General features: G+C 72.0%; 14 protein-coding genes. 4 read left to right on the top strand and 10 right to left on the bottom strand.

Translation table 11 applies throughout. The annotated features are described in order from the left end of the window. Positions 1-19 precede the first annotated feature (19 nt). Positions 20-187: a hypothetical protein gene (locus tag ACZ573_RS32675; RefSeq protein ID WP_471311325.1), complete on the top strand. Its 168-nt coding sequence runs from the start codon at positions 20-22 to the stop codon at positions 185-187. 45 nt (positions 188-232) lie between these two features. On the opposite strand, the gene ACZ573_RS32670 is transcribed toward ACZ573_RS32675, so the two are convergent. Next, positions 233-673, bottom strand: coding sequence for a DUF6299 family protein (locus tag ACZ573_RS32670; protein WP_471311322.1), 441 nt, complete (start codon positions 671-673; stop codon positions 233-235). 155 nt (positions 674-828) lie between these two features. On the opposite strand from ACZ573_RS32670, the gene ACZ573_RS32665 reads away from it, so the two are divergent. Further along, positions 829-1,419 carry a DUF4352 domain-containing protein gene (locus ACZ573_RS32665; protein ID WP_471311319.1) on the top strand — a complete coding sequence of 197 codons (591 nt, stop codon included), beginning with the start codon at positions 829-831 and terminating at the stop codon, positions 1,417-1,419. Positions 1,420-1,475: 56 nt separating this feature from the next. Next, positions 1,476-1,970: a DUF5949 family protein gene (locus tag ACZ573_RS32660; RefSeq protein ID WP_030009737.1), complete on the top strand. Its 495-nt coding sequence runs from the start codon at positions 1,476-1,478 to the stop codon at positions 1,968-1,970. A gap of 120 nt (positions 1,971-2,090) precedes the next feature. Here ACZ573_RS32660 and ACZ573_RS32655 read toward each other — a convergent pair whose 3' ends face one another. Further along, complete coding sequence (locus tag ACZ573_RS32655) at positions 2,091-3,344, bottom strand: cytochrome P450 (RefSeq protein WP_471311317.1); 1,254 nt, start codon at positions 3,342-3,344, stop codon at positions 2,091-2,093. Between the two features lie 131 nt (positions 3,345-3,475). Then, positions 3,476-4,642 carry a low temperature requirement protein A gene (locus ACZ573_RS32650; protein ID WP_471311314.1) on the bottom strand — a complete coding sequence of 389 codons (1,167 nt, stop codon included), beginning with the start codon at positions 4,640-4,642 and terminating at the stop codon, positions 3,476-3,478. A gap of 296 nt (positions 4,643-4,938) precedes the next feature. Here ACZ573_RS32650 and ACZ573_RS32645 point away from each other — a divergent pair, with 296 nt between their 5' ends. Further along, positions 4,939-5,151, top strand: coding sequence for a hypothetical protein (locus ACZ573_RS32645; RefSeq protein WP_471311311.1), 213 nt, complete (start codon positions 4,939-4,941; stop codon positions 5,149-5,151). Between the two features lie 22 nt (positions 5,152-5,173). On the opposite strand, the gene mscL is transcribed toward ACZ573_RS32645, so the two are convergent. From mscL to ACZ573_RS32610, 7 genes are all read right to left on the bottom strand, one after another. Next, a complete protein-coding gene (gene mscL, locus ACZ573_RS32640) occupies positions 5,174-5,665 on the bottom strand; it encodes a large conductance mechanosensitive channel protein MscL (RefSeq protein WP_471311308.1) in 492 nt (163 codons plus the stop codon). Positions 5,666-5,788: 123 nt separating this feature from the next. Beyond that, on the bottom strand, positions 5,789-6,232 hold the full coding sequence (locus ACZ573_RS32635) for a hypothetical protein (protein ID WP_471311305.1): 444 nt from the start codon (positions 6,230-6,232) through the stop codon (positions 5,789-5,791). A gap of 820 nt (positions 6,233-7,052) precedes the next feature. Next, positions 7,053-7,610: a carboxymuconolactone decarboxylase family protein gene (locus ACZ573_RS32630; protein ID WP_471311302.1), complete on the bottom strand. Its 558-nt coding sequence runs from the start codon at positions 7,608-7,610 to the stop codon at positions 7,053-7,055. Positions 7,611-7,852: 242 nt separating this feature from the next. After that, positions 7,853-8,686, bottom strand: a complete 834-nt coding sequence (locus ACZ573_RS32625; protein WP_471311299.1) for an S-methyl-5'-thioadenosine phosphorylase — start codon at positions 8,684-8,686, stop codon at positions 7,853-7,855. A gap of 81 nt (positions 8,687-8,767) precedes the next feature. Next, a complete protein-coding gene (locus ACZ573_RS32620) occupies positions 8,768-9,088 on the bottom strand; it encodes an FmdB family zinc ribbon protein (protein ID WP_189735399.1) in 321 nt (106 codons plus the stop codon). Between the two features lie 67 nt (positions 9,089-9,155). Further along, positions 9,156-10,568 (bottom strand): MFS transporter, encoded by a 1,413-nt coding sequence (locus ACZ573_RS32615; RefSeq protein ID WP_471311295.1) that lies wholly within the window; start codon positions 10,566-10,568, stop codon positions 9,156-9,158. Between the two features lie 367 nt (positions 10,569-10,935). Continuing rightward, positions 10,936-12,462: a potassium/proton antiporter gene (locus tag ACZ573_RS32610; RefSeq protein ID WP_471311366.1), complete on the bottom strand. Its 1,527-nt coding sequence runs from the start codon at positions 12,460-12,462 to the stop codon at positions 10,936-10,938. Between the last annotated feature and the right edge of the window lie 56 nt (positions 12,463-12,518).

Below are 12,518 nucleotides of genomic sequence, written 5' to 3'. Positions count from 1 at the left end.
CCATGGAACGGAACGTGTTGTGCGCGGGCTGACCAAGGCCGCCGTGTCGGGCGCCCTGGCCGTGCTCCTGCTGGCGGCCGGGGTGACGGCCGTCGTGGACCGGGCGACGGGGCGGCCGCACGCGGACCCCGGGTGCCGGTCGGTGGCCTTCATGTCGATGACGGGCGTCGCCCCCGACTGCCGGTAGCGGCGGCTACCGGCCCACCGGGCGCGAGCCGCGGGCCCCCGCCGCTCAGTGCTCGCGGACCTCGACGTCCTGCGAGTCCTGGGCGACGGTGGTGACCGACCTCGGCATCAGGCCCGAGAGCCGGACCTCCTGGAGCTCCGCGGTGACCACGGCGCGGCCCGGGTGCACGTTCACGAAGGCGCCCGGGGCGCTGGCCACCCAGCGGCGCTCCTGGCCGTCGCAGACGATCTGCTCGGCGCCGATGCTCAGCCGGCCGCCGCCCTCCTGCTCGACGGTCGCCTTGATCTGCATCGCCCCCACGGGTGACGCCTGCTCGCAGTGGTACGTCCCGGAAAGGGTGACGGCGCCGTCCTTGGCGACGTACGCGTCACGATGTACGGAAATCCCTTGATCGAAAACGGTGGCGCCGGCCGGAGCGGTGAATAGCGTGGTGGCGGCCAGTGCGGAGAAGGCCGTCAAGGCCATTCGGTGGGCGGGGATGGGCATTTTTCCTCCAGGTGATGCGGATGACGGGATTCCACCGGAACGCATTGTGCTGGCAGGTGGCCGTACGCACTTGCTCCGCGCGCTCGTGTCGTTGTGTGCAATTACCTGCCCGAGCGCGTGAAACTGGCCGAAATACATCCCCGAAGGGATCTTGCATGCGCCAGCCCGCCCTCCCCCTGCCCGTCCTCGCCCTGCTCCCGCTCCTCCTGTTCGGTGCCACCGCCTGCCAGAGCGCCCCGGAGCCGGACGCGCTCGCGCCCGCCGCCGCTCCGGCGGTCGTGGTGGACGACGGGGCGCCGGGCGCGGCCCAGGCCCCCGCACGGCCCGGTGTGCCGGAAGCCCATGTGGGTGGCACCGCACGGGTGCACGGCACGCAGGTCGGCCGCCACCTCCAGGTCGAACTCGGGGCGTTCGTGGACCCGGCGATCAGCGTGGACAAGAACTTCGCCCCGCCCGCCGGGAAGCGCTGGGTGGCCGCCTCGATGTCGTTCGTCAACGTGGGAGGGGCCTCGTACGGGGCCCTCGGACGCATGTGGGCGCACGACAGCGCGGGGCAGCGTCACCCGGTGGTGAAGACCGGCGAGCTGACGACCGGCAAACCGATCCTCTTCGATTCACTGGAGGTCGGTGAGCGGGCCGATGGGTGGGTGGTGTTCGAAATCCCGGAAAGCGCACGCATTGTGCGGCTCCAGTACCAGGACGCGAACACGCAGGCGAATCCCGGAGAGGGATTCTGGGCCGTCTAGCCCGCCCGGGTGAAGAGCCGTGAAAGGCGCGGCGGAGAGACCACTAGGGTGCGCGCATGACTTCTACTCAAGCCGAAATCGACCGGTCCCAGCTCGGCACCCTTTCGGTGCTCGCCTGGATCGGAGACCCCGAAGAGGCCCACGACATCCCGTACCTCCTCGCCTACACCCTCGGTGACGGACCGCAGGGCCGGGAGGCCGGCGAGGCGGCCGCCCGCGGGCTGCTGGAGGAGATCGGCCTGCCCATCGGCGACGTGGTCATGGACGGCACCCTCAAGGCGGCCACCTTCCCGGTGCAGATCCTGCTGGAGGGCAACCAGATCGCGCTCACCCTGCCCGGGATGAACGCGCGCTGCACCGCCCCCGACGAGTGGGTCGCCGCGGCGGACGAGAGCGGGCAGGCGTACTTCCTGTTCGCCACCCGGGCCTGGCCCGAGGCGGTCCCGGGGCAGCCGGTCGCGCCGGAGACCCTGCAGGCCTTCGCGGGCGACGAGTCCGTCCTCACCAGCAGCGCCCACTGCGTCCTCGCCGTGCGGCGCGTACAGCGGTAACAGCGGTCACCACAGGCCGGGTACCGCCACCCCCGCTCCGGCCGCCGGGCCCCCAGCCTGCCCGGTGGCCGGTTCCCCCCCCACCCGGGGCCGGGGCCGGGGTCAGGGCGGGGGCCGGGGTCAGGGCCGTTCGAAGGCGAACCGCAGCGAACGGACACGGTTGTCGAAGTTCGACCCCGCCAGGTCCGGCAGGCCCACCGCCCGCAGCCCGACCGGCCGGGTCAGCAGCTCACGGAAGAGGGCCTTCATCTCCACCCGGGCCAGGTGCGCGCCCAGGCAGAAGTGCGGTCCGCCGCCGCCGAACCCCAGGTGCGGATTGGGCGAGCGGGTGATGACGAAGGCGTCCGGGTCGGGGAAGACCGCCTCGTCGCGGTTGGCGGAGGCGTAGTAGAGGACCACCTTGTCGCCCGGCCGGAACACGTGCCCGTCCATGGTGTGCCCGGCGGCCACGGTCCGGCGGAACTGGATGATGGGCGTCGAGTGCCGGATCATCTCGTCCACCGCCCCGTCCGCGTACTTCTCGAAGTCCGAGAGCAGCAGGTCCCGCTGGTCCGGATGGTCGGTCAGCAGGGACAGTCCATGGGTGATCGCGTTCCGGGTGGTCTCCACCCCGGCGACCATCAGCAGGGAGAAGAAGGCGCCGAGCTGGCGGGCCCCGAGGGCCTGGCCGTCGACGTTCGCGCAGACCAGCGCCGAGATCAGGTCGTCGGTGGGGTGCTTGCGCCGCTCCCGCCCGATGCCCGCCACCATCCGCTGCATCCGGGCGAGCGCGCGCAGCCCGCGCCCGGGCATCCGCAGCCGGGAGGCCAGGCCCCGCTCCACGCCGATGTTCTCCGAGGCGTGGTTGACGCGGTCGGCGATCTCGGCCCGGTAATGCTCGGGGATGCCCATCATGTTGCAGATGACCTCCAGAGGCAGCCGCGAGGCCACGGCCGAGACGAACTCGTCGGGCCGCTCGGCCAGTACGTCGTCCACGATGCGGGCGGCCACGGCGTGGATGTCCTCCTCGGCGGCCGCCAGCAGGCGGGGCGTGAAGGCGCGCTGCACGATCTTGCGCAGCTGGGCGTGGTCGGGGCCGTCCAGGTTGACCATCGAGTCCCCGAACAGGGCGCGCACCCAGCGGGCCGGCTCGGGGGTGGTCACGCCGGGGGCACTGGCGAAGACCTTGGGGAGGCGGCTGGCCTCCTGCACCTGCGCGTGGCGGACCAGGGCCCAGTGGCCGCGCCCGGACCCTTCGGGGACGAACACCGGGCCCTCGGCCGCGCGCAGCCGGGCGAAGGCCGCGAGGCGGTGGGCGGGGGGCTGCTGCCAGAAGCCTGGCTCGGCCAGCTCCCCGCCGGGGTCGGTGCCGTGGCGTTGTGCCGGGAGTGTCATGGCAGGGCCTCCAGTCGGTGGGCGTCTTTCTGTGCTGGAGAACGGCGGCGGGGGCACGGGAGTGACGGTTCGGCGGGGTGCGGGTGCGGGTGCGGGTGCGGGCCGCGGGGGCGCAGCGCGGCCCGGGGGATTCAGACGGCGGCACCGGCGGCCGCACCGGCCCGCGTGGACAGGGTCAGGCCGACCGCCACCGCCAGCACCCCGACGAGGCCCGCCCAGAGGACGGCGTACGTACCCGACCAGGTGCAGGCGAGCGTCACGAGGGCGGACACCGGCAGGACCAGCTGCTGGGCGAGGCCGCGCTTGAAGTACCGGGAGTGCAGCAGCCACACCATCATCAGGAACAGCGCGGTCGGGACCATGACGGCAGCGTTCGCGGCGACCTGAGAGATGTGCGCCTTGCCCACCGCGTGCTCGACCGCGACCTCGATGCCGGCGCCGATCGCCGCGCCCGCGGCGAAGATCAGCAGGTGCCCGTAACCCCACGGGATGGCCTCGCGGTTGGAGGTCAGGTGCTGGTGCATCGGCACGGCGAAGTAGATCCACCACGCGGCGAAGACGATCAGCAGCCCGCCCGCCGCGATGGGCAGCAGCTGGCCCAGCGCCTCGTGCTCGTCGATCGCGGACTTGACCGCCACCGTGGCCGCGGCGATCGTCTCGCCGAGCACGATGATGGTGAACAGGCCGTACCGCTCCACGATGTGGTGCGCGTGCCAGGGCGTCTGGTGCCCGCGCTCGGCGATCACCGGGACCCCCAGCTCGGCGAGGAGCAGCACGAGGAACAGCCAGCGCTTCAGGTCGTCCGGGACGAACAGCAGGCCGATCCAGCCCAGCTGGCAGATCACCAGTCCGGCCGCGTACTTCAGCGCCGAAGCCCGGGCCTCGCCCCGCTCCCCGGAGGCAGCCCGCAGCCACTGCGCCGTCAGGGCCACGCGCATGATGAGGTAGCCGGTGACCGCGACCGCCCAGTCGTTGTCGTCGAAGGCCCGGCTCACCCCGGCCGCATACACGAGCACACCGGCGATCTGCACGAGCGTCGCGATCCGGTACGGGACGTCGTCCACGTCGTATGCCGAGGCGAACCAGGTGAAGTTCATCCAGGCCCACCACACGCCGAAGAAGACGAAGAAGTAGCCGACCACCCCGGCGCCGGGATGGCCCTCCGCGAGCGAGTGCACCAGCCGGGCGCCGGCCTGGGCGATGGCGACGACGAAGCAGAGGTCGAAGAACAGCTCCAGCGGGGTGGCGGCACGGTGGAGCTCGTCGGGGCTGCGAGCGGTCATGGGGGAGTAGGCCATACCGGCCAGGAGACCAGAGGCAGGGAGCTCCGGCAGGACGGACGCGCGGCCCGCAGGGCCCGTGTGCCCCGGGCGGATGCGAGGCGCGTCCTGCGGCTTTGCCCCCTGAGTGGTCGCGGACGGAGGCGGGCTCCGTCGCCGGCCCCTCACCGGCCTGTGTGCCAGGTGCCCGGCGGTGTGCCGGTGGTCCTGCGTCCGTCCCGGAGCCGGGCCGCCCGGCCGGATCGGGCCGGGGGACAGGGCTGGGGACAGGCCGGGGGCCGGGGCGGGGGAGAGGGCGGCCGTACCCTGGAGGCATGAGCAGCACCCCCGCCCCCGGCCCGCAGCCCTCGCCTACCGCCCCCGAGGCCGACAAGCCGCGGCCCAAGCCCAGGCTGGTCTTCGACGACCCGCTGGACCAGCAGTCCTCGGACGACACCGACCACGGCTGGGGCGAGCGGCCGCCCGCCGGCGGAAGCGCGGCCGACCTGGCCCGCTTCCTCGACGAGAAGCCCCCGCACCACGTCTGACCGGCCCGGGCGGCCGGAGAGGTCAGAAACCGTTGCGTGAACCGGTGGGGGGCGTGCCACCACCGCGCTGCGCGACCAGAGCGTCCCGGATCTCCTTCAGGAGCTCCAGTTCGGTGATCTCGACGACCTCCTGGGCACCTTCCCTCGCCTTGCGCCGGGCCTCCTGCTTGGCGAGGTACTTCGACATCGGCAGCACCATCAGGAAGTACACGACCGCGGCGGTGATGACGAAGGTCAGTGTCGCGTTCAGCACCGAGCCCCAGAGGATCTCCACACCTGTCGGCTGGCCGTCCGGGCCGATGGCGCAAGGAGCCTTGAGGCAGGACTTGTAGCCGTCCAGGCTCTTCGTGCCGACCGCGCCCACGACCGGACTTATGATCCCCTTGACCACGGAGTTCACGATGTTCGTGAACGCGGCGCCGATGACCACGGCCACCGCCAGGTCGATCACGTTGCCGCGCATCAGGAAGGCCTTGAAGCCTGCCAGCACGCTCTCCTTCTTCTTCTCGCTCACCACTGAGCCTCTCTTCACATTTACCGAACACGGAGCCAACGGTTCCGAAAGCTACGGCAGTCCGGGCGCGGAGTGTCCAATCGGCCCTCACCTTGAGGTGAACTGACTGCCCGTGTGTGCGAATCAGCACAACGTCACCGCCAGCCGCGTCGTGGCGCCCGCGCCCACGAGACCCGGCGCGGTGTCCCGCGGAACGGACAGCACCACCAGCGCCCCACCGTCCGCAACGCCCTTGTCCGGATCGGGAACTTCGGCGACCAGCACCCCCGCGGCCACCACCCTGGGCGGCCCGGTGCGCTCCGCCGCGACCACGTCCACCCGGTCCCCGGGCCGCAGCAGCCGCACCGTCGCCGCGTCCGCGATGCGCACGGGCGCCGACACCATCCGCACCGCGGCGGGTGGCGCCGCACGCTGAGAGGCCCGCGCCTCGGGCCGCGCGCCACCCCGGGAGGCCTGCGCCTCCGTCCCGCCCACCGCCACGGCGGCCGCCAGGACGGCCAGCGCGGCCGAGGCGGCCCGGCGCCGCCGCCGCACGGCCCGGCGCAGCCGGTCCCCGCCCCGCCCCACGCGCAGCGGCGGGAACGGCGGGACCGGACGCGCGGGGGGACACGCGGACGACGTCGCGCACGCGGCGGGAGTGCGGGAGGCACGGGCAGCGGAGGAAGTGCACGAGACGGAGGGGGTGGAGGAGGCGGAGGGAGCAGGGGAAGCGGAGCGGGCCGAAGAGGCCGCAGACGTACGGGACATGACGAACACCACCAGACCGAAGTCGCTGTGTCCGGACCCGGCGCCCGGACACATCTCACGATCCGGCCTCCCCGGAAATCCCGTCGGAGCCTGTGGATGATCCCCAGCTTGTGGACAACCCCGTCACCCGCACGAGTCAGCCGGCGGAGGAAATCAGCTGCCCCAGGGGGCGACCGGCCGGCCCGCCACGACGTGCGAGGCGCCGGCCGCGAAGGCGGCCCGCGGCGTCCCCGGCCCGCGGCGTCCCCGGCCTGGCGTCCCCGGCCTGGCGTCCCCGGCCTGGCGTCCCCGGCCTGGCGTCCCCGGCCTGGCGTCCCCGGCCGGGCGTGCCCGCCCGCCGTGCCCTCCGGCTCCAGGACCACCCCCGGCGTGACGATCAGCCGGTCCGGCCCCAGGAGTTCACACAGCACCCCGGCCTCCCGCGGCGAGGCGACGCCCCCGTCGCAGCCCGCGACCACGGCCAGCCGGGCCAGCCGCAGCACCTGCTCCTCGGTGTCCGCGGCCACGCCGAGGTCTGCCGCACGCGTCGCCGAGGCGCTCGACGAGCGCCTCGGCGGCCCGGCGGTCGTCGAAGTCGAGGGCGACGACGACCCTGCGGTCGGCGAGGGGGAGGTCGGTGTTCACGCCGCCACTGTCGAGGTCACCGCCGGGCCCGGGCCTGGCAGGCCTCCGCGAAGCCCTGACTGGTCAGGCCGAAGGCGCTGTTGACGCGCGAGCGCCAGTTCTCCAGCGCGACCATCGCGGTGAGCTCGACGAAGGCCTCCTCGCCGAGCCGCGCGATCAGTTCCCGCGCGAGCTCGTTTGTGACCGCCGGCTCGGTCTCCGTCATGGCCTCGGCGTACTCCATGACCAGCAGTTCCCGCTCGGTGAACACCTCGCGGGCCTCACGCCACTGCGGCACCCGCTCGATCTTCTCGGCCGGCAGGCCCAGCTCGTGGCCCTCCCAGTAGCCGAAGTCCATGCACCACGAGCAGTTGATACGGGCCGCCGCCGCCATCACGGCGAGATGCTTCAGCCCGGCATCGAGCGCATTCCACTTCGCCACGCTCCGCTCCAGCCGGACGTAGGAGAAGAGCACGCGCGAGTTGTGCCCGTAGGCCTGCCCGGGGTCGAGCACCTTGCCGTAGGTACGGCGCGAGTACCAGGCCCCGATCCGCATGAGCAGGGTGCGGGGCGGAGTGAGCGAGATACGCGGCATGACAGTCATCTCCCTGGCCGGGGCGGTCTTCGTTTCCGCCTTCACCAGGGAGGACCGGACAGCCGCGCCGGATGTGACAGCCGCCGGACCCCTTTCTGAGCGCCTTCTTCGCCGGGCGCCGCGGGCACGATCCCGAGCGCGCCGAGGAGCCGTTCCGCGAGGTCCCCAATTCCCATGCCGGCAAGCTAGAGGCTGCCACCGACCACCCGGCCGGGGCGTCCCCAGGGACGCCCCGGAGGGGGTTACGGGAGCTCGATGCCCAGGTCCCACCCGTCGTGCGCGTGCGTGCACAGGCAGGCCCGGGTCTCCGTGGCCGGCAGGGCCGCCACCGCGTCGAAGAGGACCTCGCGCAGCCGCCCGACGTTCTCGCCGAACACCTTCAGGACCTCGGTGTGGGAGACGCCCTCACCGGTCTCCGCGCCCGCGTCCAGGTCCGTGACCAGGGCTATCGAGGTGTAGCAGAGCCCCAGCTCACGGGCGAGGACCGCCTCCGGGTGGCCGGTCATGCCGACCACCGACCAGCCCGCCGCCGCGTGCCACCGCGACTCGGCGCGCGTCGAGAAGCGCGGTCCCTCGATGACGACCATGGTGCCGCCGTCCACCGGCTCCCAGTCCCGCCCGCGGGCCGCCGCCAGTGCCACGGACCGGCCCACCGGGCAGTACGGGTCGGCGAAGGTGGTGTGCACGACGTTCGGAACGGACCCTCCGGGCAAGGGCTCACCGTCGAAGAAGGTCTGGGCGCGGGCCTTCGTACGGTCGACCAGCTGGTCGGGAACGAGCAGCGTGCCCGGCCCGTACTCGGCCCGCAGACCGCCGACCGCGCAGGGGCCCAGTACCTGGCGGACGCCGACCGACCGCAGGGCCCACAGGTTGGCCCGGTAGTTGATCTTGTGCGGGGGGACGGTGTGACTGCGTCCGTGCCGGGGCAGGAAGGCCACCTGGCGCCCGGCCAGCTCACCCACGTACAGGGAGTCGCTCGGGGGTCCGTACGGGGTCTCCACCTGGATCTCGGAGACGTCCTCCAGGAAGGAGTAGAAGCCCGAGCCGCCGATGACACCGATCTCTGCGTTCACCATGCGGTCCACCCTAAGGCCCTGCCGTGGGCATGCCGAAGGCCCCGCTGCCGCTGAGGGCGGCGGGGCCTCGGGGAGAAGCGATCAGGCGGCCGACGTGGAGCTGCTGCTCGACGAGCTCGACGACGTCGAGGAGGACGAGGCGGCAGGAGCGGCGGCAGCGGTCGACGTCGAGGACGACGAGGAGCTGGACGACGGCTTCGAGGCAGGGGTGCTGCTCGACGACGCGCCACGGCTGTCGTTCCGGTAGAAACCGGAGCCCTTGAAGACGATGCCGACCGCGGAGAACACCTTCTTCAGGCGTCCGTCGCAGCTCGGGCACACGGTCAGTGCGTCATCGGTGAACTTCTGCACGGCCTCAAGGCCCTCACCGCACTCGGTGCACTGGTACTGGTAGGTCGGCACGAATTTCCTCCTGGCACTCTGACTCAATGAGTGCTAACGACGCTCCATGGTGACGTATTCCGGCGGATCAGTCCACCGTCACCGGCACGCGGTGACCCATCCCACGCTCGTTCACCCGGTCACGGGAGGCCGGCGAGGGGGTGGTGCGGGTGGCCACCTGGGCCTTCGCCTGCGTCTTCGCCGGGGTCGCGGCCGAGGCCGGCGAAGGGGCTGCGGACGCCGGCGCCGCCTCCTGCGCGGACGCGTTCACGATCCGGCTCGGGGCCTTCGGGGCGAGCTTCGCGCGCAGCGCCAGCAGGGTGGTCAGCGCGAGCGCGGTGGCACCCATGGGCACCAGGAAGCCGAACGAGGATCCGTGCGCGTCCGTCAGACGGCCGGCCAGGATGACGGCGATGGCCTGACCGAAGGCGATCGAGCCGGTCAGCCAGGTGAAGGCCTCGGTCCGCGCGTTCGCGGGGACCAGCTGCTCGACCATCGTGTAGCCGGTGATCAGCGCCGGGGCGATGCACAGGCCGACGACCAGGCCGAGCGCGCCCAGCAGGATCATCGAGTTCGCCGCCCACAGGACGGACGCGGCGGCGGTGAGGCCGATGTAGCCCAGGATCAGCCGGCGGCGCGGGCCGATCTTCCAGGCGATGGCGCCCATGGCGATACCGGCGATCATGTTGCCCGCGGCGAAGACTCCGTAGAGCAGGCCGTTGGCGCCGGGGTTGCCGATCTCGTTGGAGAACGCGGCGAGCGAGACCTGCATGCCGCCGAAGACGGCGCCGATCCCGAGGAAGGCGAAGATCAGGACGCGCAGGCCCGGGAAGGACAGCGCGAAGGCGCGCTTCTCACCGGTGAGCGACGGGGCGTGCGTCTTGGGCTGGCTGGCCCGCTGGGCCGCGAAGAGCAGGCCGCCGAGCAGGGTCAGCGTGGCCTCGGTGACCAGGCCGGCCGCCGGGTGGACGCCGGTGCACAGCGCGGTCGCCAGGACCGGGCCGACGACGAAGGTGAACTCGTCGGTGACGGACTCGAAGGCGGCGGCGGTCGGCAGCAGCGGCGAGCCCTCCAGCTTGGCGGCCCAGCGCGCCCGGACCATCGGTCCGACCTGCGGCACCGAGGCACCGGTGGGTACGGCGGCCAGCGCCAGCGCCCAGACCGGCGCGTCCAGCAGCGCGAGCGCGGCCAGGCCGGTGACGGCGGCGGAGTGCGCGAGGACCACGGGCAGCAGGACGGCGGTCTGGCCGAAGCGGTCGGTGAAGATGCCCATCAGCGGGGCGGACAGTGCCATGGAGATACCGGTGACGGCGGCGACGATGCCGGCGCTGCCGTAGGAACCGGTGGTGTGCTGGACCAGCAGCAGGATGCTGATCGTCAGCATGCCGAAGGGGAGTCGTGCTGCGAAGCCGGGGAGTACGAAGCCGAGGGCGCCGGGAGTGCGCAGGAGCTGCCCGTAGCCGGGGCGGGCGGACGTGTCGGTCGTGACCGCGGATGTCACGGCCTTGCCTTTCCGCTGCCTGGTAGAGCGTCCCCGTCTGCGGACGGTGCTTCGCCTTGTGAGCGACCGCACCCGTACATGTGGGAGCCCCGAGAGCTGTCCTCTTGCGCAGAACCGAGTGATACCTGGGCGCCCACGTCGGGGTGGTGCCACGGCCGCTTTGCGGTCGCGCCAGCTCTGCGTCAGGCAGAGTTGGTTCGATCTGGTGTGCCTTCATCGTACAGGGAAAGCCACTACCACGCCCTGTGAATTCGGCGACAAGGGGTGTCTTCACCTGGGATTAACGGCTGCTTCGCATGTAAAGAGCCCGGAAAAGCGGGCAAAATCGGGCATATATCACCGAATTCGGCCGAATTAGAGCGACGCTCTAACGTGGCGAAACGGGTCCGCCCGTGCCCAGCCACCCCGCGAGCTTGCCGCCCCGGGCCACCGCCCGCAGCCGTGCCTCCGCCGCGTCCCGCACCGGATCCGTGGCCACCACCAGCAGCTCGTCCCCGCGCCGCAGCACCGTCGACGGCGCCGGCACGAAACTCTTCGCGTCCCGGACCACCAGCGTGACCGAGGCCCCCGGCGGCAGCCGCAGCTCGCTCACCTCCACGCCGTGCATCCGCGAGGCGGGCGGGATGGAGAAGGAGAGCAGGTGCCCGCGCAGCTTCTCCAGCGGCGCCGACTCGATCCCGAGGTCGAAGGCGCCCTCGTCCCCGTCCCCGAGGTTCAGCGTGCGCGCGAGCCAGGGCAGGGTCGGGCCCTGCACCAGGGTGTAGACGACGACCAGCACGAAGACGATGTTGAAGACCCGGTCGCTGCCCTCGATCCCGGACACCATCGGGATGGTCGCCAGGATGATGGGCACAGCCCCGCGCAGGCCCGCCCACGACATCAGGACCTGTTCCTGCCAGGTGATCCGGAAGGGCAGCAGGCTGAGGAAGACCTCCAGGGGCCGCGCCACCATCGTCAGCACCAGCCCGATGACCACGGCGGGCCAGAAGTCGCGGACCAGCTCGTGCGGGGTGACCAGCAGGCCCAGCAGCACGAACATGCCGATCTGGGCGATCCAGCCGAGCCCGTCGGCGAAGCCGCGGGTGGCCGGCCAGTGCGGCAGCTTCGCGTTCCCGAGCACCATCGCCGCCAGGTACACCGCGAGGAAGCCGGAGCCGTGCGCGATGGCGCCGGCCGCGTACGCCACGATGGCGATGGCCATCACGGCGATCGGGTAGAGGCCGGAGGCGGGCAGCGCGACGTGCCGCAGCCCGTACGCGCCCAGGAAGCCCACGGTCAGGCCGATCGCGGCGCCGATCGCCAGCTCCAGGGCGATCTTCCCGATCAGGACGTACCACTCGTCCACCGGGCCGACGGTCGAGAAGGCCACCACCAGGATGACGACGGGTGCGTCGTTGAAACCGGACTCGGCCTCCAGCACACCGGTGATCCGGGCGGGCAGGGGCACCTTGCGCAGCACCGAGAAGACGGCCGCCGCGTCGGTCGAGGAGACGACCGCGCCGATCAGCAGGGCCTGGCGCCATTCCAGTCCGACCAGATAATGCGCTCCCGCCGCCGTCACGCCCACGCTGACCGCAACGCCCACCAGTGACAGCATGACCGCGGCCGGCAGGGCCGGCTTGATCTCTTTCCACTTGGTGCCCAGACCACCCTCGGCGAGGATCACGACGAGCGCGGCATAACCGATGACCTGGGTCAGCTCGGCATTGTCGAATACGACGTTGCCGATGCCGTCCTGTCCTATCGCGATGCCTATGCCGAGGTAGATGAGCAGGCTGGGGAGGCCGCTGCGTGAAGAGATGCGTACCGCCGCCACGGCGACGAGCAGCACGAGCGAGCAGACCAGCAGAAGCTCATTGAGCGTGTGGACAGTCAGCGGGCGGCCCTCCTCAATGCGCCCGGCGGATCGATCCTCCCGGCGACAAGTTCGGCAAGTAGTTCGTTACCTTA

This window comes from Streptomyces sp. NPDC040545 (assembly GCF_055595065.1).
Note: the sequence above shows the minus strand (reverse complement) of the source record. Positions and strands in the feature narration are given on the sequence as shown.

What these genes read in the sequence shown, in the direction of transcription:
- ACZ573_RS32670 (WP_471311322.1), bottom strand. Translation starts at nt 673, where the DNA reads ATGCCCATCCCCGCCCACCGAATGGCCTTGACGGCCTTCTCCGCACTG.
- ACZ573_RS32665 (WP_471311319.1), top strand. Translation starts at nt 829, where the DNA reads ATGCGCCAGCCCGCCCTCCCCCTGCCCGTCCTCGCCCTGCTCCCGCTC.
- ACZ573_RS32660 (WP_030009737.1), top strand. Translation starts at nt 1,476, where the DNA reads ATGACTTCTACTCAAGCCGAAATCGACCGGTCCCAGCTCGGCACCCTT.
- ACZ573_RS32655 (WP_471311317.1), bottom strand. Translation starts at nt 3,344, where the DNA reads ATGACACTCCCGGCACAACGCCACGGCACCGACCCCGGCGGGGAGCTG.
- ACZ573_RS32650 (WP_471311314.1), bottom strand. Translation starts at nt 4,642, where the DNA reads ATGGCCTACTCCCCCATGACCGCTCGCAGCCCCGACGAGCTCCACCGT.
- ACZ573_RS32645 (WP_471311311.1), top strand. Translation starts at nt 4,939, where the DNA reads ATGAGCAGCACCCCCGCCCCCGGCCCGCAGCCCTCGCCTACCGCCCCC.
- ACZ573_RS32630 (WP_471311302.1), bottom strand. Translation starts at nt 7,610, where the DNA reads ATGCCGCGTATCTCGCTCACTCCGCCCCGCACCCTGCTCATGCGGATC.
- ACZ573_RS32625 (WP_471311299.1), bottom strand. Translation starts at nt 8,686, where the DNA reads ATGGTGAACGCAGAGATCGGTGTCATCGGCGGCTCGGGCTTCTACTCC.